17 protein-coding genes, 1 rRNA gene and 1 pseudogene (1 of these 19 cut by a window edge) are annotated in these 21,503 nt (G+C 61.1%); 14 read left to right on the top strand and 5 right to left on the bottom strand.

Going from position 1 to position 21,503, the window contains the following annotated elements; all coding sequences use genetic code 11:
• The first annotated feature begins 87 nt into the window (after window positions 1-87).
• From SSPSH_RS11645 to SSPSH_RS11615, 7 genes and pseudogenes are all read left to right on the top strand, one after another.
• A complete protein-coding gene (locus tag SSPSH_RS11645; RefSeq protein WP_006914931.1) occupies window positions 88-1,965 on the top strand; it encodes an OPT family oligopeptide transporter in 1,878 nt (625 codons plus the stop codon).
• A gap of 324 nt (window positions 1,966-2,289) precedes the next feature.
• Window positions 2,290-2,774, top strand: a pseudogene (locus tag SSPSH_RS19920) (DUF3015 domain-containing protein).
• Window positions 2,775-2,834: 60 nt separating this feature from the next.
• Window positions 2,835-4,691, top strand: coding sequence for an Lnb N-terminal periplasmic domain-containing protein (locus tag SSPSH_RS11635; RefSeq protein WP_006914933.1), 1,857 nt, complete (start codon window positions 2,835-2,837; stop codon window positions 4,689-4,691).
• A gap of 9 nt (window positions 4,692-4,700) precedes the next feature.
• Window positions 4,701-6,623, top strand: coding sequence for an Lnb N-terminal periplasmic domain-containing protein (locus SSPSH_RS11630; protein WP_021031725.1), 1,923 nt, complete (start codon window positions 4,701-4,703; stop codon window positions 6,621-6,623).
• A 4-nt stretch (window positions 6,624-6,627) separates the two neighbouring features.
• Entirely contained in the window at window positions 6,628-7,191 is a 564-nt protein-coding gene (gene ampD, locus SSPSH_RS11625; RefSeq protein ID WP_006914935.1) for a 1,6-anhydro-N-acetylmuramyl-L-alanine amidase AmpD, read from the top strand.
• Complete coding sequence (gene ampE, locus SSPSH_RS11620) at window positions 7,182-8,069, top strand: regulatory signaling modulator protein AmpE (protein ID WP_006914936.1); 888 nt, start codon at window positions 7,182-7,184, stop codon at window positions 8,067-8,069. Before ampD ends, ampE begins: the two co-directional genes overlap by 10 nt.
• A 130-nt stretch (window positions 8,070-8,199) precedes the next feature.
• Window positions 8,200-8,997, top strand: coding sequence for an inositol monophosphatase family protein (locus SSPSH_RS11615; RefSeq protein WP_051339841.1), 798 nt, complete (start codon window positions 8,200-8,202; stop codon window positions 8,995-8,997).
• 30 nt (window positions 8,998-9,027) lie between these two features.
• On the opposite strand, the gene SSPSH_RS11610 is transcribed toward SSPSH_RS11615, so the two are convergent.
• The gene (locus SSPSH_RS11610; protein ID WP_006914938.1) at window positions 9,028-9,699 is read right to left on the bottom strand and encodes a histidinol-phosphatase; all 672 of its coding nucleotides are present in this window, start codon (window positions 9,697-9,699) and stop codon (window positions 9,028-9,030) included.
• Between the two features lie 73 nt (window positions 9,700-9,772).
• On the opposite strand from SSPSH_RS11610, the gene SSPSH_RS11605 reads away from it, so the two are divergent.
• The 3 genes from SSPSH_RS11605 to bfr all read left to right on the top strand — a co-directional run bounded on the left by SSPSH_RS11605 (window position 9,773) and on the right by bfr (window position 11,268).
• Window positions 9,773-10,249, top strand: coding sequence for an RNA pyrophosphohydrolase (locus SSPSH_RS11605; protein WP_021031724.1), 477 nt, complete (start codon window positions 9,773-9,775; stop codon window positions 10,247-10,249).
• 164 nt (window positions 10,250-10,413) lie between these two features.
• Window positions 10,414-10,644, top strand: a complete 231-nt coding sequence (locus SSPSH_RS11600) for a (2Fe-2S)-binding protein (protein ID WP_021031723.1) — start codon at window positions 10,414-10,416, stop codon at window positions 10,642-10,644.
• Between the two features lie 123 nt (window positions 10,645-10,767).
• Window positions 10,768-11,268, top strand: a complete 501-nt coding sequence (gene bfr, locus SSPSH_RS11595; protein ID WP_006914942.1) for a bacterioferritin — start codon at window positions 10,768-10,770, stop codon at window positions 11,266-11,268.
• 89 nt (window positions 11,269-11,357) lie between these two features.
• Here the strand turns inward: bfr and SSPSH_RS11590 are convergent, their stop codons facing one another.
• Together SSPSH_RS11590 and SSPSH_RS11585 are read right to left on the bottom strand one after the other, a co-directional pair.
• On the bottom strand, window positions 11,358-11,783 hold the full coding sequence (locus SSPSH_RS11590) for a CopD family protein (RefSeq protein ID WP_006914943.1): 426 nt from the start codon (window positions 11,781-11,783) through the stop codon (window positions 11,358-11,360).
• 99 nt (window positions 11,784-11,882) lie between these two features.
• Window positions 11,883-13,658 carry a chloride channel protein gene (locus tag SSPSH_RS11585; RefSeq protein ID WP_006914944.1) on the bottom strand — a complete coding sequence of 592 codons (1,776 nt, stop codon included), beginning with the start codon at window positions 13,656-13,658 and terminating at the stop codon, window positions 11,883-11,885.
• A gap of 131 nt (window positions 13,659-13,789) precedes the next feature.
• On the opposite strand from SSPSH_RS11585, the gene argC reads away from it, so the two are divergent.
• Together argC and erpA are read left to right on the top strand one after the other, a co-directional pair.
• Window positions 13,790-14,830, top strand: coding sequence for an N-acetyl-gamma-glutamyl-phosphate reductase (gene argC / locus SSPSH_RS11580; RefSeq protein WP_006914945.1), 1,041 nt, complete (start codon window positions 13,790-13,792; stop codon window positions 14,828-14,830).
• Window positions 14,831-14,925: 95 nt separating this feature from the next.
• A complete protein-coding gene (gene erpA / locus SSPSH_RS11575; RefSeq protein ID WP_021031722.1) occupies window positions 14,926-15,288 on the top strand; it encodes an iron-sulfur cluster insertion protein ErpA in 363 nt (120 codons plus the stop codon).
• Window positions 15,289-15,610: 322 nt separating this feature from the next.
• On the opposite strand, the gene SSPSH_RS11570 is transcribed toward erpA, so the two are convergent.
• Together SSPSH_RS11570 and SSPSH_RS11565 are read right to left on the bottom strand one after the other, a co-directional pair.
• Complete coding sequence (locus SSPSH_RS11570; RefSeq protein WP_006914947.1) at window positions 15,611-16,762, bottom strand: anhydro-N-acetylmuramic acid kinase; 1,152 nt, start codon at window positions 16,760-16,762, stop codon at window positions 15,611-15,613.
• Between the two features lie 104 nt (window positions 16,763-16,866).
• Window positions 16,867-18,504, bottom strand: a complete 1,638-nt coding sequence (locus tag SSPSH_RS11565; RefSeq protein ID WP_006914948.1) for an OapA family protein — start codon at window positions 18,502-18,504, stop codon at window positions 16,867-16,869.
• Window positions 18,505-18,676: 172 nt separating this feature from the next.
• Between SSPSH_RS11565 and tyrS the strand changes: the two genes are divergently transcribed.
• Window positions 18,677-19,885, top strand: coding sequence for a tyrosine--tRNA ligase (gene tyrS, locus SSPSH_RS11560; protein WP_006914949.1), 1,209 nt, complete (start codon window positions 18,677-18,679; stop codon window positions 19,883-19,885).
• Between the two features lie 580 nt (window positions 19,886-20,465).
• Window positions 20,466-21,503, top strand: a 16S ribosomal RNA gene (locus SSPSH_RS11555); it runs 498 nt beyond the window's last position.

The raw sequence follows: 21,503 nt of genomic DNA, 5'->3' as shown, positions 1-21,503 counted from the left end.
TATGAAGAAAGTGCCGCGCGAGCGCACTGCGGCGAGCTTATCAGGGTGCCTGGGCGCTGGCACCCGAACGGGTGACCGAGGTGCGCCATGAGCGACGCGCGCACCGTGCCCATCCGGCAACAGTTGTCCTGGCGCGCGATTGTGCTCGGGGTGGTGTTATCCGTGGTGCTTTCGGCCGCCAACGCCTATCTGGGGCTGTTCGCCGGGCTGACGGTATCCGCCTCGATCCCGGCGGCGGTTCTGTCGCTGGGCATCCTGCGCTTTTTTGCCGATGCCAATGTGCTCGAGAACAATATTGTTCAGACCGCGGCGAGCGCCGGCGAGTCGATTGCGGCCGGTGTGATCTTTACATTGCCGGCGCTGGTGATGCTCGGTTACTGGACTGATTTTCCGTATTTCCAGACGGTGCTGATTGCCGGGGTCGGTGGCCTGTTGGGTGTGATCATGACGGTGCCGCTACGGCGCGCCCTTGTAGATGATTCTGCGCTCGCCTTTCCGGAAGGCCAGGCCACGGCGGCGGTGTTGAAAGCCGGTTACGGTGAAACGGCTGCGGTGGGGATCGGTACATTATTGGCCGGCGCCGGCCTGGGTGCAGTCGCCAAGCTGGGGGCCAGCGGTCTGCGCCTGTGGCAGGGCACCGCCGAGGCGGCGGTTTCCATCGGCCAGAACAGCAGTTTCTATATCGGCAGCTATCTCTCGCCGGCGTTGCTGGCGGTAGGCTATATCGTCGGCATCAACATCGCGCTGCCGATCCTCATCGGTGGCTTGTTCGCCTGGTGGGTCGCAATTCCTGCGGTCATGGCGTTTGGCGGCGCCGACTTGCCCAGCGGCGTTGCCGGGGCACAACAGGTCTGGAGCGAGCAGATTCGTTACCTGGGCGTGGGCGCGATGCTGGTAGGCGGCCTCGCTGCGCTGTGGACGCTGCGCGGCCAGCTGTTCGGCGCATTCAAACAGACCAGCAGCACCGTACTGCCCAGCGAGAAGGATCTGCCGCGCGCGTTGCTGATCGGTTTGCTGGTGGCGCTCGCGATTCCGATGAGCGTGCTTTACAGCGTATTGCTGGATTCGGTCGTAGGCGGTGTGCTGGTCGCGTTTGCCATGCTCGGTGCGGCATTTCTGTTTTCAGCCGTGGCGGCCTACATGGCCGGCCTGGTGGGCTCGAGCAACAATCCGGTGTCGGGTGTGACCATTGCCACCATTCTGATCACTGCGCTCGGCCTTTATCTGTTGTTCGGCGCCGAACAGGCCGGGCCGGCGAGTGCGCTGATCGTAGGCGCCGTGGTGTGTTGTGCAGCGGCCATTGGCGGCGACAACATGCAGGATCTCAAGGCCGGTGCCATTCTCGGCGCTTCGCCTGCCGCGCAGCAGATTGCCCAGATTCTGGGCGTGATCGCCGCGGTTTGTGTGCTGTCACCCATTCTGTCGCTGTTGCTCAATGCCTACGGCATGGGCGTGTCCGATGCGGCGCATCCGCATGCACTACCCGCGCCGCAGGCGAGCCTCATGGTCGCGGTGGTGCGCGGTGTCTTTCAGGGCGGGCTGCCCTGGGCATGGGTCATCGGCGGCGGCGTGCTCGCGCTGGCCACGCTCGCGCTCGATGCCGTGCTGGCACGTCGGGGCGGCAGCTTTCGTATGCCGGTGCTGGCCGTGGCGCTTGGACTGTATCTGCCGTTATCGCTGTCGGTGGCGATTGCGCTGGGCGGTCTTGTGGCCTGGCTCGGCGGTAACCGGACTGCGCCCGAGGGGCGGGGGCTGCTCGCTGCCGCCGGCATCATCACCGGCGAAGCATTGATGGGGATATTCATCGCGCTGCCGGTGGCGTTCTCCGGCAACAGTGACGTGCTGGCGCTGGATATCGGCGGCTTGCCGCTGATCTGGCCCGGGGCATTGCTCATGCTCGGACTTGGCGTATGGCTTTGGCGTCTGGCACGAGAGACCGGCAGCGACGTGTCGACGCACTCCTAGAATTCCACGGGTTTGCTGCGCTCGACGATGGCGCGACCGGGGTGTGGGGCGGGTTTAGTTGACTGCGGCCCTATGCAAAGACACGACTAGGCCAGTATTCGCGCGTTAGCAGCTCTGCGCCGTTTTCTTGTGCACGCGTCTATCTGGGATAGGTGAACCCAATTGCCGCAATGCCGGAGCCAGTCAGGCCGGGAATTCGTCGATCGGTGGCGTTTTTCAGGGCCGGCGCTTTACACGTCCAGTTGAAACGCTATAGTTGATTTTGACGCCGGTGTCTGAGAGATCGGCGACTAATGAATGAATATCTAAATTGAAGGGGGAGCAATGAAAAAATTCCTTATCGGTGCCGCGATTCTGGGGTCGAGCATGTCTGCTGGCGCAGTCGCGCCGGGCGGGCCTGGCTGTGGCTGGGGTAACCTGTTGTTCGAAGGGTCGAGCGGTCTGCCGGCGCACCTGCTGGCAACAATCGTCAACGGCACGTCGGGCAATGCCACCTTCGGTATGACCAGTGGCACCAACGGCTGCGACACCAGCGGTACGTTGACCTACAGTGGTCAGAGCCTGCTCGCCATGAACGGCGTGCTCGAAGAAGTGGCGCGCAGGACATGGCCGTCGGCCATGGGGAAGCGCTGACTGCACTGACCGTTGCGATGGAGATCGAGCCGACGGACCGTGCGCATTTCAACACCACGATGCACGATCATTTCGGCGAAATCTTCCCGCGTGAAGATGTCAGTGCAGCCGAAGTCATGCAGAGCATCAATACGGTCATGTCCCGCGACGAACGTCTGTCGCGCTACGTGTCCTGATCCCGATTGGTTGACTCGCGCCCCGTCTCTGCCGAGACGGGGCATTTTTTTGCCCGCTCGATGTCGTTCAAGCGACTGCGCGCCTGTGGTGCCGCGTTGGTGGCGGGCGTGTTCGCGCTCATGCCCTGTACAGCGCTGGCTTCGCCACCCGATTATGCCGCGCTGGCCGCTACGCCGCGCTGGCAGGCGCTGATGCATGTCAACCAGGGCGCGACGCTGCGCGGCATCGGCAGCAGTTATGTCGACGACGCGGATTTTTTCCTGGCCGCGGATGGCAAGCGTGACGCGGTGGCTGAATTGCGCGCCAGCGCGGCCGTATTGGCGCCGCCCGATAGTGCGGCGCGTTGTCGCTTTCCGGCGCGCTATCGTTTTCTTGCCGAATCGCTGGGCTGGCACGCGCATGCGCCGCTCGCACACTGCCACGAATATCAGGAATGGCGAGCGCAGATGCCCATCGGGCAGCTGGTGCTGGTGTTCCCGGCCGCCTATCTGAACAGTCCGTCGTCGATGTTCGGGCATACGCTGTTGCGTCTGGACGACCGGCCGGATCCGGATTCCGTATGGCTGTCCAAGGCGATCAACTTCGGCGCCCAGGCCGGTGCTGCCGATAACTCGTTTTTCTATATCTGGCGCGGGCTGGCGGGCGGCTACCCGGGCCAGTTTTCGGTGAGCTCCTACGCCGAAAAGATTCGCGACTATGCGTTCGTCGAAAATCGCGACATGTGGGAGTACGCGCTGAACCTGGACGTCGACGAGATGGATTGGGTCGTACGCCACCTCTGGGAACTGCGCGGTATCAACTTCGATTACTACTTCTTCGACGAGAACTGTTCCTATCGCCTGCTCGAACTGGTTAAGGTCGGCCGGCCTGAAGCGCCGCTCACCCAGGAACTGCGTTTCGCGGAGTTGCCGGTGAACACGGTACGTGCGTTCTACGACGCCGGCCTGGTCGCCGACCGGCGCTATCGGCCGTCCAAGGCACGAGAGGTCGAGGCACGCGCGGCGCGCCTGGATTCGCAGGCACGTGCGCTGGCGGTGGCGCTGCGTGACGACCCGAGCGCGGCACAGACACCTGCCTTCGAAAACCGGCCGCCCGAGCAGCGTCGTCGTATCGCCGAACTGGCCTACCGCGCGCTGCGGCTCGAGCACCGCGAAGGCGCACGCGATGCGGATGTCGCCAGCGATAGTCTTGCGCTGCTGCGCATCGTGCAACGCAATGCCGCACCGCCGAGCGCGCCCGTGCCGGCACCGCCTCCGCCCGAATCGGGTCACGACACGCAAATGGCCAGCGTGGGCGCCGGTCGCCAGGATGGGCGCGACTTTGTCTCGCTGGGCTATCGACTCACTTATCACGACTTGTTCGACCGCACGACCGGTTTCCTGCCGGGGGCCGCAATCGAGGGCCTGGATATCAACCTGCGCTTCGATGAGGTCGATGGCGTGTCGCTGGAAACCCTGGATCTGATCAATATCCGTTCGCTCGCGCCACGCGATGCCTTCACAAAACCTACTTCCTGGTTCGTGCATACCGGTCTCGAACAGGCGCCGGTGGCCGATAGCGATCGGGCCCTGGCCGGTTTCATTCAGGGCGGTCCGGGGGCGAGCTGGCGTGTCGGCGATCTGCTGCCGTATGTGTTCGGGGTGGCGCGGCTGGAAAGTGTCAGCGGCGCCGACCCGGACCTGGCAGCCGGCGTTGGCACTGAAGTCGGCCTCGCCTTCCAGGCGAACGCCGTACAATGGGGTATGCATGCACGCTGGCTCGAGTTCACTACCGGCTTTTCGCGCCTGCGTACCGGCGCGGTCGTCAACGTGCCCGTATCCCGCGACAATGCGCTGCGCGGCGACTGCGAGCGCGAAACCTGGGACGGCGACGCGGTGAACAGCTGCAGCGTATCGTTTCGTCACTTTTTCGATTAAGGCCTTGTCATGATGCGATGGGCGGCGCTTGCGCCTTTGCTGGTGTTCGTCTGTGGTTTGGTACAGGCTCAGCCTGCGACACTCGATCTCGCGGCGCTCCAGGCGCGCGCCGCCGAACAGAACCTGGCCGCCAGTGCGCAGTGGCAGGCGTTGATGCATTACGAGCCCGACTGGCACGGCAGCGGGCTGCACAGCACGGTGGTCACGGACTGGTTCTTTCTGTCGCCAGAGGGGCGCCGCGACCCGGCAGCCGAGCTTGATGCGACGCTGGCCGCCTTCGTTCAGGGGCGGCATATCGAGGATCGGGATCGTTCAGCGGCGTGCACGTTCATTGCCCGGCGTCGTTTTCTGGTCGAGCGTCTCGGCCTGGCCGACGACGCGCTCGGCGGCCAGGATTGCGAGAAATACGAGCGCTGGCGCGAAGCGCTCGCCCCGCGCCAGATCAGTCTGATCTTTCCGACCGCCTTCCCCAACAGCCCGTCGTCGATGTTCGGGCATACGCTGCTGCGTATTGATTCCTCGCGCCGCGCGCGCAATACCGAGTTGTTGTCGTACGCGGTGAACTTCGCCGCGGCGGCGGGCGATGATGCGCAGGGGCTGTCATTTGCCTGGAAAGGTCTGACCGGGGGCTATGCGGGCATCTTCGGGCTGTTTCCGTACTACGAAAAGGTCAAGCAGTACGCATGGATCGAGCATCGTGATGTCTGGGCTTACCCGCTCGAATTGAGCGATACCGAGACCGATCGCCTGGTCGATCATCTCTGGGAAATGGACGGCGTGCGCTTCGCCTATTTCTTCTTGTCGAAGAACTGTTCCTACCAGCTGCTGAGTCTGCTCGAAGTTGCGCGCCCTGAGCTCGAGCTCACCGAGCAGTACGACTGGTATGCGATTCCTGCCGATACGATTCGCACCGATCGCGGACTCCCCGGCCTGATGGGGACGCCGCGCTTTCGTCCCTCGCTGGAAACCACGCTGCGCTGGCAGGCCGATCAACTTAGTGCCGACCAGCGTGCGCTGGCGCGTGGCGTGGCCGCGGATGATGTCGCTTTCGACGATTCGCGGCTGACCGAACTCGAGCCGGACGCGCATGCCGCTGTACTCGAGGTTGCACACGACTATCTCTACTACCGCCTGCAAAGCGACCCAGCCAATGCGCCGGCCGATCAAGCGCATGCCAACGCCATTTTGCTGGCACGAAGCCGGATCGCACGACCTTCGTCGTTCGCGCCGGTGTCGACGCCGAAGACATCGCCCGACCAGGCGCATCGCACGCTACGCGTGGCGGCGTCCACGGTTTACGAGGCAGGCGACCTATCGTTCGGGCTGCGTATCCGACCGGCCTATCATGACCTGCTCGACGATCCGGGCGGCTATACCGACGGCGCGCAGATCAATTTTCTCGATCTGGGGCTGCGTACCGACCCGAGTGACGGCGAGCTGCGAATCGATGATCTGACCGTGCTCAATATCGTGTCGCTGTCGCCGCGCAACGACTTGTTCAAGCCTGTGTCTTTCCAAATCGATACCGGTCTGCGTCGGCGACCGTCCGCCAATGTCTTCGACGGTGTCGACAACAATCTCGGCTACTACCTCCAGGGCGGGCCGGGGTTGGCCTGGGGTAGCGACAAGGCACTGGCCTACGTGTTCGGGCTCGGCTCGGTGGATGCCAACAGCGCGCTGTCGCCCGGCTACGCGCTGGGCGCCGGCGCGAGTGCCGGGGTATTGGCTTATCCAACGCGTCGGCTTCAGCTCAAGGCGGAAACGGGCGCGCTTGAATACGTGGCCGGCGATGACGGTTATTACCGCTGGGCCAAGCTTACCCAGCAGTTCAATCTCACCAACGACCTGGGCCTGCGTAGCGAATTTGGGTGGGAGAACACCGCGGTCGATAGCGGGCTGCGTGCGACGATCGGCTTGCAGGCGTATTTTTAGCGTGATGCAGGGTTTATCGATCGACAACAGCTGGCTGGCGCAGGCGCGATGGCTGGTCTCGCCTAATCAGGATGCACGCCCGCCGAATGCGGCCGTCGACACGCTGGTCGTACATGGTATTACCCTGCCGCCGGGGCGTTTCGGCCGCGGCCAAGTCGATGCGCTGTTCACCAACACGCTCGATATTTCGCGCGATCCGTTCTACCGTGAGATTGCGCATCTGCGGGTGTCGGCGCACCTGCTGATCGAGCGCACGGGTGCGATCACCCAGTATGTCGGCTTCGATGCGCGCGCCTGGCACGCGGGCGAGTCGGCGTTCGACGGCCGTACGCGCGTCAACGATTTTGCGGTGGGAATCGAACTGGAAGGCACCGACGACTGCCCCTACACGCCGGCGCAATACCGAACACTTGCAGGCGCGAGTGCTGCGCTCATGGACGCTTACCCCGAACTCACGCGCGAGCGTATCGTCGGCCACAGCGATATCGCGCCGCAGCGCAAGACGGACCCGGGCCCGGCTTTCGACTGGGTGCTTTTCTTCGACCTGCTGGAGCGCGCATGCATCTGATCACGATCATCATCGCGCTGTTTGCCGAGCGCGCGCTCGGTCAGCTCAAGCGCTGGCGGGATACCGACGGCTTTGCCCGTTATATCGGACTTATCGAAAGTGTCGCGATTGGCCGGCGCTGGTTGCAGCATCCGGCAGGCGTGCTGGTGATCGTGCCGCCGGTGGTCGTGGTGGCGCTGGCTCAGTGGGCAATCGCCGAATACCTGTGGCTGGGTTTCGAACTCGCGTTCGGCGTGTTCATTCTGGTGTTGACCTTCGGCCCGCGTGATCTCTGGGAAGACGTGCATGCGCTGATTCGAGCGCGAGACGAGCGGAATTTTGCCCACGCTGAAGCCTGCGCGCTCGATCTGTGTCGTCGCGCGGACGGTCGGCTAGCGCCCGATACCCACGGCCGTACGCTCGTCGGCGCGGTGCTGGTACAAGGCCATGAACGTATTCTGGGCGTACTGCTGTGGTTCTTCGTGGCCGGGCCCGCCGGTGCGCTGTTCTATCGCAGCGTGCGTGAACTGCCGGCATTGGCTGCACGGGGTACGGCATCGCGCGCGATGCAGCGCACCGCCGAATACGTGCATGGGTTGGCGGCCTGGATTCCAGCCCGCCTGAGCGTGCTGGTGTATGCGCTGGTCGGCGCCACGCGCGCTGCGATCGGCGCCTGGCCGTCGGCGCGCGCGACCACGCATGCCAGCGCTTCGGCCAGCTGGCGCCTGCTGGCCGCGGTCGGGCGCGGCGCGCTGGGGCTGACCAGTGCGAATGCCGACACGCGCTATGGGCGCGGGCTCGACGACACGCTGCTCGAAGCGCTGGGCCTGATCTGGCGTACATTGCTCGTGGTGCTGGCGATCCTGGCGCTGCTGACCATCTTTGGGGTATTGCGTTAAAGCGCATGGCCCGTTTGCGGTACAAACAACCGCTGTCCGGTCGAGTTGGCTCGGCCGGCGCTCGTACAAGAAGCCAACATCGCCTAGCATTTGCGCCCACGCCCCGAACAAGGACGCCGTTTTGACCGATCTGCAGCCGTTTCTCGACAAGGCCGTCGAGGCCGCCCGCGCCGCCGAGGCGATTATTCGTCGCTATTACCACGGCGACTTTGAAGTCGAACACAAGGCCGATGCCAGCCCTGTGACGATCGCCGATATCGAATGTGAACGCGCGATCAAGGCGGTTCTGTCCGAGGCGTTCCCGGCGCATGGTTTTCAAGGCGAGGAACTGGGCCGCGAGCAAGCCGATGCCGATTACGTATGGCTGATCGACCCGATCGACGGCACCAAGAGCTTCGTTCGCGGCTACCCGTTCTTCTCGACGCAGATCGCGTTACGTTATCGCGGCGAACTCATCGTGGGCGTATCCAACGCGCCGTTGTTCAACGGCGGGGAAATGGCCTGTGCGGCGAAAGGATTGGGCGCTACGCTCAACGGCGAGCCGATCCAGACTTCCAATATCGATACGCTGGCCAAGACCAGCCTGTCGCTGGGCAATATCGCCTCGCTTGCTGCATCACCGGCCTGGGCGTCCGTCGGCGAACTCATCGGCGCGGTGCATCGTATTCGCGGCTATGGTGATTTCTATCACTATCACCTGCTGGCCTCGGGCCGGATCGACGCGATTCTGGAATCCGATCTGAATATCCTCGATATCGCCGCCTTGACCGTGATCCTGCGCGAGGCCGGTGGCGATATCACCGAACTGGGCGGCGACGAGATCGATCTGCCCACGCGCAGCGTGTTTGCGACCAATGGCCGGCTGCGCGACGCGATCGCGCCGTATGTGGCTAATTGGGACGAAGCGCGCGACGCGCCGAAAGACTGACGCGCGCGCGTTTGTCGGTTTGGCCAAGCCCTAGAACGGCCGGTCTTCGCCGCGCAGGCTGATGATCGGCCAGCCCGCCTCGCGTGCGGCCGCAGCGAGTGTCTCGTCCGGGTCGACCGCGATTGCGGTATCCGCCCAGCGCAGTAGCGGCAGGTCGTTGAGCGAGTCGGAATAGAAAGTCACGTGTTCGAAGCGCTGCGGCTGTTCGGCCACCCAGGCCTTCGCGCGTTCGATCTTGCCCGCCTGGAAGCAGGGTACGCCGGCGATTTCGCCGGTATAGGCGCCCCCGACGATCTCTGGATCGGTGGCAATAAGCACATCGATGTCCAGTAGCGCCGCAATCGGTTCGGTGATGAAACGATTGGTCGCGGTGATGATGGCGATCTGGTCGCCGCGCTGGCGATGCCAGTCGAGTAGAGCGCGGGTATGGCGCGCAACCAGCGGGCGAATCACCCGTTCGACATAGTCGGCTCGCAGCGCCTGCATACGCTCCAGCGAGTTCGTGAGCAACGGCGCCAGCGCGAAGCGTTGATACGCATGGATATCGAGGTTGCCGGCTTCGTACTGCGCGTGAAAACGCTCGTTCTCGCGGGCATAGAACTCGGCGTCGACCACGCCTTCGTCGACGAGGAAGCGCCCCCACAGGTAATCGCTGTCGCCGGCGAGCAGGGTGTTGTCGAGATCGAATAGCGTTAGTTGCAAAGTGAAATGCCTTTTTTCGTTTTTGAACGATTTATGAAAGAATCAATTGAGTATTTATACCGAGGGCGTCGTCGTGATCGATGCGCAGGGTTTTCGGGCCAACGTCGGCATCATCTTAAGCAATCAACGCGGCCAGGTGTTCTGGGCCAAGCGAATCGGCCAGCAGTCATGGCAGTTTCCGCAGGGCGGAATTCATGCCGGCGAAAATGCCCGTCAAGCATTGTTTCGTGAACTCGAGGAAGAAGTCGGACTCAGGCCCGAGCATGTACGCATGATCGGCTCCACCCCCCCGGGGGCGCGCTATCGGCTGCCCAAGCGCTATGTACGCCGCAATCGCCAGCCGTTATGCATCGGCCAGAAGCAGAAGTGGTTCATGCTCGAGTTGATCGCGCCCGAGTCGTGTGTACGCTTCGACGCCTGCGACAAGCCCGAGTTCGACGGTTATCGCTGGGTCGATTACTGGCAGCCGGTCAATGAGGTGGTGTTTTTCAAGCGCCAGGTTTATCGGCTCGCGCTGGATGAACTCGCTGCCTGCCTGAAAACGCAGTAGTTATCCCGGTTCAAACTCTTTCGTGGCGTTAGTGCACGCGAAAGACGCGTGCGTGTGCAATCGTGACCTTGTCAGTGTACGCTGACAATTGCATCGATTAGTGTCATGCTTTTGTGTATTGACACTCATTCTCATTCGCGTTTTACTACGCGTCGGAGGTGGCCATGTACGTTTGTGTTTGTAATGCAGTAACCGATTGCCAGATTCGCGATGCTTATGGCGAAGGCGCATGCAGCATGCGCGAATTGCGCAAGCGTCTGGGCGTGGCCGGCTGTTGCGGCCGGTGTGCACAGTGCGCTCGTGACGTTCTCAACGAATGTCATCAGCAGCAGCATCGACGTGCGGCCCCCATACGGGTTATTGCCGAAGCCGAGCCGCTGGTGGCTACCGGTTAGTTCTTTCAGGACGTATCTCGTGAGCGTTCGCTTGCCGTGCGCTGCAACCATGGATTGATTGTACGGCGTGCCGTGGTCGGCTAAGCTTGTCGACAGTTATCGGCCCAAAGTACAGGAACAGCCATGAAAGGCGACCCGAAAGTCATCGAGTATCTGCAGAAGTCGCTCAAGCTCGAGCTGACCGCGATCAACCAGTATTTCCTGCATGCCCGTATGTACGAAGACATGGGGTTCTTCGAGATCGGCAAGAAGGAATATCAGGAGTCGATCGAGGAAATGCAGCATGCGGATCGCTTCATCAAGCGCATCCTGTTCCTCAACGGCCTGCCGAACCTGCAGGATCTGGGCAAGCTGCGTATCGGCGAAAATCCCAAGGAAATGCTGGAATGCGACCTGGCGGCCGAATACGAAGGCCATGCCTACTACAAGGAAGCGATCACGCACTGTGAGCAGGTCGGCGATTACGTGACCCGTGAACTGTTCGCGGAGATACTTGCCGATGAGGAAGGGCATATCGACTTCATCGAAACCCAGCTCGACATGATCAAGCACATGGGCGAGCAGAACTATAACCAGTCGCAGATCGGCGTCGATATCAATCAGGACCCCGACGGCGGCGAATAAGCCGCGGGCCAGGGCTACTGGCGCTGCAACGGAAAAGGCCCCGTCGGATCGTGTCCGGCGGGGCCTTTTTCATGGCTGGCGAAAATGCGTCAGAACGGTTTGACGATCGCCAGAATCACGATCACCACCAGAAAGATCGAGGGCACTTCGTTCATCAGCCGAAAATAGCCGGCGCTGCCCGTATTGCGTTTCTCGCGGAATTTTTTGACCTGCACCTGGCACCAGCCGTGGTAGCCGATCAGGCCCAGCACGAACAGCAGTTTGACGTGCATCCAGCCATTCGCTGCCATCCACGCGCCGCCGTAACCGGCAAGAAGCCACACGCCGAAAGCAATAGTCAGCGCGGCGCCGATCGACATGAGGATTCCCAGGCGTTTTTCCATCGTGCAAAAACGCGCATGGCCGATCTCATCGGTGGTATCGGCGTGGTAGACGAAGATGCGCGGCAGATAGAACAGACCGGCGAACCACGTCACCATGAAGATCACGTGAAAGGCCTTGACCCATAACAGCATTCGAAGCTCCTGTAGAAAAAGAGCCGGGCTCGGCTCTGTGTTTGGACTCGAGGGATTGTAGGGTGTGTGCGACGAGCTGGATGCACGCAGCCCACGGCCCTAGGGACGATAGGTGCCGTCGATGGCCTCGCGTGTGAGTACGCCATAGGTGATGGCGTTGCTGCCCACGACATTGCGTTCCACGATCAATGCCTCAGCCTCGTTGCGATTGACCATGTCGAAGGCTTCCTGAAGGCTGGCCCGCACGTGGATCGAATAGGCATCCATACGTTTGCCCGGGATCTTGTACAGGTCGATTTCTTCGATCTGATCGTTTTCTTCCTGATTCAGGAAGCGTGCGACATCGCCTGGCCGCATCAAGCTGGCGCGGTGCTCGCGTGAGCGAATGAGCAGCCAGTCGATTTTATTTTCGAGGATTTCATCGAGCGCCGCGCGGTCGATCTTGGGCTCGACGATACGAAAGCGGCGGTTCATCGCCGACAACACGCTGGCGCGACGAAGATACTGGGAAATCGGATCGTTGCGATAATCCAGCCCGCGCCGGCGCAGCAGCAAGCGGAACAACGACTCTGATACCGAAATCCGCCGCGAAACCACCAGTGCGGCGATTACTACCAGCATGCCCGGCAGCACCAGGCCGGTCTGGCCGGAGAGTTCCAGAATAACGACCAGGGCGGATAGCGGCGCTTGCAGTACCGCGCCCATCATGGCGCCGATGCCCAGCAATGCGTACAGGCCTGCGTCCGTCGCGTCGCCCGGCAATATCAATGCGCCGGCAGTGCCCAGCGCGCTGCCCAGTGCGGAGCCGATAACGAACGTCGGCAGGATGACGCCGCCCGGAATGGCTGCGGCGGTGGCAAAGCTGGTCGCGATCAGTTTGGCCACGCCGATGCCCAGCGCCATGGTGACTGCGTATTGCCCGGCCAGCGAGCCGTTCACGGTGTCGAAGCCCAGGCCCATGATTTGCGGAAACTGAATCGCCAGCAGGCCGGTCACCAGACCAGCGAGCGCGATCCGCAGGCTGATACGGATCTTGGCAAGCAGGGGCACGAGCGCGCCGCAAAGACGCGTGAAACCTGCGCCGGCGATGCCGACCACCGCCCCTACGAACGCGAGATAAGGCAGCTCGATCGGCGAAAAGCCGGAGTATTCGGCGACCAAGCGCGGGTGTACATCGGTGAACGTGAACGTGACCAGCGAGCCCGACACGGCCGCGAGAATAATGGGCGCAAAGCCGGCAATGGTGTATTCCATCATCACCACTTCCATGGCGAAGATGACGGCAGCCAGCGGGGTATTGAACGACGCGGCGACGCCGGCCGCTGCGCCGCACCCGACCAACGTGCGAACGCTGTTGTTGGGCAGGTCCAGCCGCCGGCCCAACCAGCTGCCGGTGGTGGCACCCGTATGCGCGGCCACGCCTTCACGGCCGACCGATTGGCCTGTCGTCAACGCCAGTACCGACATGGTGAACTCAGCCACCGCCGATTTGACCGGCAGCACGCCTTGGTAATAAACCAGTCGCTCGATGATATGCACGATGCCGTACTCGGCAGACTTGAGCACCCACTCGACGATCAGTCCGAGCAGCAAAGCACCGAGCAGTGGTACGGCGACGCGAAATGCCACGCTGGTTTCGGTGAAGCCGCCGCCGCTGACGCCAAACAGCTCGAACAGCGGGTCTTGCAGCAGGTGAATGCCGGTATGCAGGGCCAGAATAACCAGACCGCAAAGCGCCCCGGTCGCAGCGCCAAGCAGACACAGCAGCGTCAGGCCAGGCGTGTTCTCGACGTCGGCCAAATGCTGGCGCATCGAGTCCATGCGCCCCTGCCACGCCTCGCGCAACATGCGGCGGCGCGAGCGTTCAGCGGCCATAAATGGAGCGTAGGCGTACGTGCAAGAGCTCGTATTCCGGGTGACGAAAACCAAAGGTTGGGTCGCGAGCGCGCAGCGCGACGGCTTGCGCGTTATTATGCGCGGTTTCGCAGCTTATTTCAGCAAACATCATGACCGAGAAACAACGCATCGGAATCGTCGGCGGAACGGGCTATGCCGGCGCCGAACTGCTGCGCCTGCTCAGTGCGCACCCGAGCGCCGAGGTCATTGCGGTGACTTCGCGTGGCGATGCGGGTACGCCGGTCGCCGAGGCCTATCCGCAGCTACGTGGTGTGATCGATCTCGATTTCGTCGAGCCGTCGACGGACAATCTCGCGGACTGCGATATCGTTTTCTTCGCCACGCCTCATGCAGCGGCCATGCACGACGTGCCGGCCCTGCTGGATGCGGGTAAACGTGTTATCGATCTGTCCGCGGATTTTCGTCTCAAGGACGCGCAGGAATGGGCGTCCTGGTACGGCGTCGAGCATGTATGCCCGACGCTCATCGAGCGCGCGGTCTATGGCATGCCGGAGCTCAATCGCGAAGAAATCGCCAAGGCGGATCTGGTCGCGGCCCCCGGTTGCTACCCGACCGCGGTCGTGCTGGGTTTCAAGCCGTTGGTCGAGGCCGGGCTGGTCGATTTCGGCCGGCTGATTGCCGATGCCAAGACGGGCGTTTCGGGCGCGGGCAAGTCGCTCAAGCCCGGATTTCTGTTTGCCGAGATGCAGGAATCGTTCAAGGCCTACGGTGTGGCCGGGCATCGCCATCTGCCGGAAATTCGTCAGTCGCTTTCCGCGATGGCGGGTACAGGCGTCGGGCTGACGTTCGTGCCGCATCTCGTGCCGATGATTCGCGGTATTCACGCCACGCTTTATGCGCAACTTCATAGCGCCGACTGCGATCTGCAGTCGCTTTATGAAAGCGCTTATGCCGATGAGCCGTTCGTGGACGTGCTGCCTGCGGGCGCCATGCCAGAAACACGCCACGTGCGCGGCGCCAATATGTGCCGTATGGCCGTGCATCGGCCGGGCGGCGGGGATACGGCTGTTGTATTGTCGGTGATCGACAATCTGGTGAAGGGCGCGGCCGGGCAGGCTGTGCAGTGCTTCAATCTCATGATCGGTGCCGACGAGGCGTGCGGCCTTGCGGTACCCGGCGCGCTGCCATAATCGGGTACATGGATTCACGCCCGAGGGGTTGAATAGCCCGAGCTTGCACCGATGTCATATGATAGGAACCATCCGGTCTACGGAATCGAACGCTTATGAGTACCGCCACACACGCTATGGAAGAAGACCAGTCCGCGCTGGTGTTTACCGATGCCGCGGCGATCAAGGTCAAGGAATTGCTTGAAGACGAGGAGAATGACGCACTTAAGTTGCGCGTATTCGTCTCCGGTGGCGGTTGCTCAGGCTTTCAATACGGCTTCACCTTCGACGAAAACGTTGAGGACGGCGATACGTTGATCGAAAAGCAGGGCGTGACCTTGCTGGTCGATCCGATGAGCGTGCTCTACCTCAGCGGTGCCGAGATCGACTTCTCCGATGGAGTCGAAGGCGCGCAGTTCGTGATCCGTAACCCCAACGCGACCACCACCTGCGGCTGCGGTAACTCTTTCGCTGTTTAAGTAGGCGCGTCTTCGCCCTCGTGAGAGGGGCACAACGCTGGCGACGAATTGGGGTGCATGAATACGCGCACGTTTTGCGTTAGCAAAACCCCCGCGCAGCGCGGCGCAGTTCGTGATTCGCCATTCCAATACGACCGCCATTGCGGCTGTGGTAACGCCTTCGCTGTTTTTAAGCTCTTGCGCCTTTGCTCGCCGTCAGTCGCGCGGTGAGTGACCGCGCTTTCGACCGCGTAAACCCTGCGACCCTGCCATGAGCGGTCGCGGAGCCAAGGGTCGGCGTTTCCCGCTCGGCGCGCGGGCTTGGCTTCGTCAGCTTTATTCTTCAGTTATCCAGCTGTGCAGCCTGGTAGATGCCACCCAGAGCCACGGGCGCGCTTGCGCCCGTTACGCCGGGCACATTGCCGCTCAACCCCTTGACGGTTCGCATGGCAAGCCAGGCAAAAGCCACGGCTTCGACCCAGTCCGAGTCCACGTCGTACTCGTCGGTTGGGGTGAGCTGGCGCGGTGCGAGCAATTGCTGAAGTCTGCGCTGGAGTTCAGCGTTGCGTACGCCGCCCCCGCAGACGAGCACCTGTTCGTTGCCGGGCCCGTATTCATCGATGGCCTGGGCGATGGTGCGGGCAGTGAACTCGCATAGCGTGGCCTGAACGTCAGCCGGTAATGGACGCGAGGCAAGGCTGTCGATCTGGGCACGCAACCAATCGAGATTGAAATACTCACGGCCGGTGCTTTTCGGCGCCGGACGGGCGAAATAGCGGTCAGCCATCATGTGTGCCAGCAGCGCCTCGTCGACACGACCACTTGCTGCCCAGTGCCCATCGGCGTCGTAATGGCGTTTGAGATGGGCGGCGGTCCACGCGTCCATCAATGCATTGCCCGGCCCGGTATCCAGGCCGGTGACCGCATGCGGGTCGTCGACCGCGTGGCGGGGCAATACGGTGAGATTGGCAATGCCGCCGATGTTGATCACGATACGATTGTGTTCGGCGTTGGCGAACACGCTGCGATGAAACGCGGGAACCAGAGGCGCGCCCTGACCGCCGATCGCGATATCGCTGTTGCGAAAATCTGCGACAACGCGACAACCGGTACGGGCTGCGATACGGCTCGCTGAGCCGAGCTGAAGGCTGAAGGGGTAGCGGGCGTCGGGTTCGTGGCGCACGGTCTGACCGTGGCTGCCGATGGCATCAATATCCTGCGCGCTTACCCCGGCCTTTTCCATGACAGCGAGCGCGGCCCGCGCAAACCATTCGCCCACACGTTGATCGAGTTCACCGAACTTGGCCAGTGAAACGCCCGCAACCTGTTGTGACAGGTGTAGCAGGTCGTCGCGTAAGCTCGTATCTGGCGCTTGTGCGTGGGTCGCCAATATCCGCGGCTGGTTGCCGGCGGCATCGAACCGTACGACGGCGGCATCTGCAGCGTCCACGCTCGTGCCCGACATCAGACCGATATAGTAAGTCGCGTCACTCATACCGAGGCGCGGCGATCGATTTGCTGGGTGGGTGCTGTCACCGGGCATCTCCTTTGCCGTCGTGGGCGGCGCGTGGGGCTGCGAGGGACGACCAGATCGGGCTATTAGTTCGCCGAGCTGCGATCGTTGTTGCGAGTCGTCCGCGCGCTGGCGACTTCAGTATCGGTCAGCGAGTCCAGCTGGGTGAGTAGCGGAGCCGAATGCTTGCGGAAGTCGGCCATGTACTTGCTGGGCAAGGGCAAAGCCTTGGGCAGGTCGACCCGTTCCGGGTCCTTCGGGTTGCCGTCGACGCGGAACTCGTAGTGCAAGTGCGGGCCAGTGGCCAGGCCACTCATGCCCACATAGCCAATGACATCGCCTTGTTTGACCTTGCTGCCAACGCCGAAATCGTTATCGAAACGTGACATATGTCCGTAGCGGGTCGACAGATGGGAGTCGTGCCGCACGACGATCATATTGCCGTATCCGCCGCGCCGACCGCGGAACACGATGCGGCCATTACCGGTGGCTTTGATCGGTGTGCCGCTGGGCGCCGCATAATCAGTGCCTTCGTGGCGGCGAATCCGGTTGAGAATCGGGTGACTACGCGACAGATTGAAGCCGGAGCTGATACGCGTGTAGTCGACCGGCGTGCGAATGAACGCTTTTTTCATCGCGCGGCCGTCGGGCGAGTAGTAAACCGTGCCTTGTTCATCGCCCGCGTCGGCATAGCGAACGGCACGCACGTCGCGCCCCCGATTGATGAATGAGGCGGCCAGAATATCGCCATTGGCGATCTTGTCGCCGTCCTTGTATAGCTCGTCGTAGACGACCACGAAACGATCGCCCGGACGCGTATCGAACGCGAAATCGATATCCCAGCCGAATATTTCGACCAATTTCATGATCTGTCGATCCGACAGCCCGGCTTCCAAGGCATCGACGTAGAAGCTGGTATCGATGATGCCGGTCGCAAACGCATTGCGATGCTCGACATCAGCCAGCGTCATCTGTCCACGAAACCCATTGTCGTTGGGGCGGACCTGCAGGGTATGCAGTGGGTCGATAGGGAAATCCAGGGCCAGCACGCTGCCATCGGCATCGGCCTTTACTTGCATGACGTCGCCTGCACGAAGCCCGCGCGTGAAACGCTTGCCGTACTCTTTCATATGCGCGATCTTGAGCGAATCGGCATAAGACAGATTATTGCGGCTGAATGCGATGGACAGCGTATCGCCTTGTCGGATCGTGACGTTGTGCCATCGCGGGCCCGAGTCGTGCGAGCGGGGGATGTCCGCGCTGCCGGCGTCGGACGCCCCCTCTAAACCGGTACTCGTTTCGACCACGTCGTTCAGGGCCGTGGATGAGTCGATAGTCGCGATTTCGCCGCGGTCGTCATTCGTGCGATTGGGGTCGATCGGTGCGACCGGCACGTCCAGAGCGTTGGCGTCGCCGTCGCTGAGCGCAAGATCCTCGTGCGAGAGCCCATTCGCGTTATCCGATTTCAGATCGGCGGAAATACGGGTACGTCCCGGGCCAACAGACGCATCCACTTCTGCCGAAGAGATCGCATCGTCCCCGGCGTTCTGAATCTCGGCGCTTTGCGAGTCGGAACCGTCCAGCAGGGTAGTCTGAGGGCTGGCAGTGAGCCAGGCCGTACCGCCGATCAGTGGTACCACAAGAATCAATGCCAGGCGGCGTAGGCGTGAACTCGATTGGGGCTGTTCGTGCAGCCACAGATAATCCGTATCGATCTTGCCCATAAAAAAAGACGCCGAGCCGTGCTGGGAAAGCGAGGAAATAGTTGCGGGCAGCCCCTTTGCCTGGCCCGCAGATATCCGGATAGAAAAGCATAAAGCTGGATGCTTGCCAAGTCCGAAACCGCTAGACTGAGTGCCCGAGCCAATCTAGGTAGCGCCAGGGAGTCGTTCGTCAATGCAGGATATATGGGCCGAAATTTGTCGGGGCTGTGATGAGATCATCCCCGAAGACGCATTTCGCTCGCGTCTCGAACAGGCTGGACGTGACGGGGAGCGGCTCGTTATCAAGGCCGGCTTCGATCCTACCGCGCCGGATTTGCATCTGGGGCATACGGTGCTGCTCAACAAGATGCGCACGTTTCAGGACCTCGGACACGATGTGGTCTTCCTGATCGGCGACTTCACCGGCCGTATTGGTGACCCGACAGGCAAGAACGTAACGCGTAAGCCCCTTGATGAGACTCAGGTAGCTGAGAACGCGGCGACCTATGAGGCACAGATTTACAAGGTATTGGATCGCGCGCGTACGCGCGTGGTCCTTAACTCGGACTGGCTGAACAAGCTCAGCAGCGCCGATATGATCAAGTTGGCCTCGACGCACACGGTCGCCCGTATGCTCGAGCGCGACGATTTCAACAAGCGCTATAAAGCCAACGAATCGATCGCAATACACGAGTTCCTGTATCCGCTTATCCAGGGTTACGACTCGGTGGCGCTCAAGGCCGACGTCGAGCTGGGCGGCACCGATCAGAAATTCAACCTGTTGATGGGGCGTCATTTGCAACAGGTGTACGGGCAAAAGCCACAGGCCGTGCTTACGATGCCTCTGCTCGAGGGTCTCGACGGCGTCAACAAGATGTCGAAGTCGCTCGACAACTATATAGGGATCGACGAATCGCCCAGCGACCAATACGGCAAGCTCATGTCGATCTCCGACGATCTGATGTGGCGCTACTTCGAACTGTTATCGTTCGAACCGGTCGCCGTCATCGAAGGCTATCGTCGCGAGGTTGAGCAGGGCGCGAATCCCCGCGATCTCAAATACCGGCTCGCGGGCGAGCTAGTCGCGCGATTCCACGGCGACGTCGCCGCACGTCGGGCTCACGAAGCATTTGTCGAACGCTTCAGCCACGGCGTGGTACCCGAAGATCTCGAACTCCAGTCCATCGTCGTACCTGAAGCAGGCCTTCAAGTGGCTGCCTTGCTGCGCGAGGCCGGACTCACCCAAAGTAACGGGGAAGGCATTCGACTGATCAAGCAGGGGGCCGTGCGTATCGACGGCGACCGCGTAAGCGACGCAGGCCTGGAATTGGTGGCCGGCAACGAGCACCTGATCCAGGTCGGCAAACGCAGAATTGCGCGTGTGGCCTTGGCGACGGGTTAGGGCGCCTGCCCGAAAAGCCTGTCATGACAACGGTCGTGAACTTTTTCAAAAAAAATTCACGAAATTCGTTGACAGTCTTCTCGATATCCCTAGAATACGCCCTCTCGCAACACGGCGAGCCGCTGAAAACGGAAACGGATTCAACGGCAAGTCGGCTCTTTAAAAATGTGTAGAGCGTTGATTGCAAAAGCAATTAACGGATCTGGCTAAGCTGCCAGATCTTGAAGATAGGCCTGGTGCCTGTAATTCAAGATATGTGCCAGCAGTTGCTCTGTTTTACGTAGAGTGCTGCAGGCATAGCCTTTTAAAGGCCTGACAATCTTTTCAAATTAATTTGAGAAAGTTGTTGACAGCCCAGCCGATCAGCGTAGAATACGCTCTCTCGCAACGGCAAGGACGCCAAACGGCATTAAGCCTAACAGCGTTCTGTTGCAGATCTTTAACAATATGCAAATGACTTGTGTGGGTGCTCCCTTGGGTTGGTGATAAGCCAAGCCCTAATAGAGCATCCAAAGCGTTTAACGCTAGGGATGACTCATTATATGACTTCGGTCATATACCAGTTGAAATATGAAGTATTAAACTGGAGAGTTTGATCCTGGCTCAGATTGAACGCTGGCGGCAGGCCTAACACATGCAAGTCGAGCGGAAACGACATCTTCGGATGGGCGTCAAGCGGCGGACGGGTGAGTAATGCCTAGGAATCTGCCCTTTTGTGGAGGATAACCCGGGGAAACTCGGGCTAATACTGCATAATCTCTACGGAGCAAAGCGGGGCTCTTCTACCCTCGCGCAAAAGGATGAGCCTAGGTCTGATTAGCTTGTTGGTGGGGTAACGGCCTACCAAGGCGACGATCAGTAGCTGGTCTGAGAGGATGATCAGCCACACCGGGACTGAGACACGGCCCGGACTCCTACGGGAGGCAGCAGTGGGGAATATTGGACAATGGGCGGAAGCCTGATCCAGCCATGCCGCGTGTGTGAAGAAGGCCTTAGGGTTGTAAAGCACTTTAAGCAGGAAAGAAAAGCGCCGGATTAATACTCCGAGCGTGTTGACGGTACCTGCAGAATAAGCACCGGCTAACTCCGTGCCAGCAGCCGCGGTAATACGGAGGGTGCAAGCGTTAATCGGAATTACTGGGCGTAAAGCGTGCGTAGGCGGTTGCGTGTGTCGGATGTGAAAGCCCCGGGCTCAACCTGGGAATTGCATTCGAAACTGCGCAACTAGAATGTGGTAGAGGAAGATGGAATTCCACGTGTAGCGGTGAAATGCGTAGATATGTGGAGGAACACCAATGGCGAAGGCAATCTTCTGGGCCAACATTGACGCTGAGGTACGAAAGCGTGGGTAGCAAACAGGATTAGATACCCTGGTAGTCCACGCCGTAAACGATGAGAACTAGACGTTGGTTGACATAGTCGATCAGTGTCGCAGCAAACGCGTTAAGTTCTCCGCCTGGGGAGTACGGCCGCAAGGTTGAAACTCAAAGGAATTGACGGGGGCCCGCACAAGCGGTGGAGCATGTGGTTTAATTCGATGCAACGCGAAGAACCTTACCTGCCCTTGACATCCTGTGAACCCTCCGGAGACGGAGGGGTGCTTTCGAGAACACAGTGA

This window comes from Salinisphaera shabanensis E1L3A (assembly GCF_000215955.2).
Lineage (GTDB): Bacteria > Pseudomonadota > Gammaproteobacteria > Nevskiales > Salinisphaeraceae > Salinisphaera > Salinisphaera shabanensis.
Note: the sequence above shows the minus strand (reverse complement) of the source record. Positions and strands in the feature narration are given on the sequence as shown.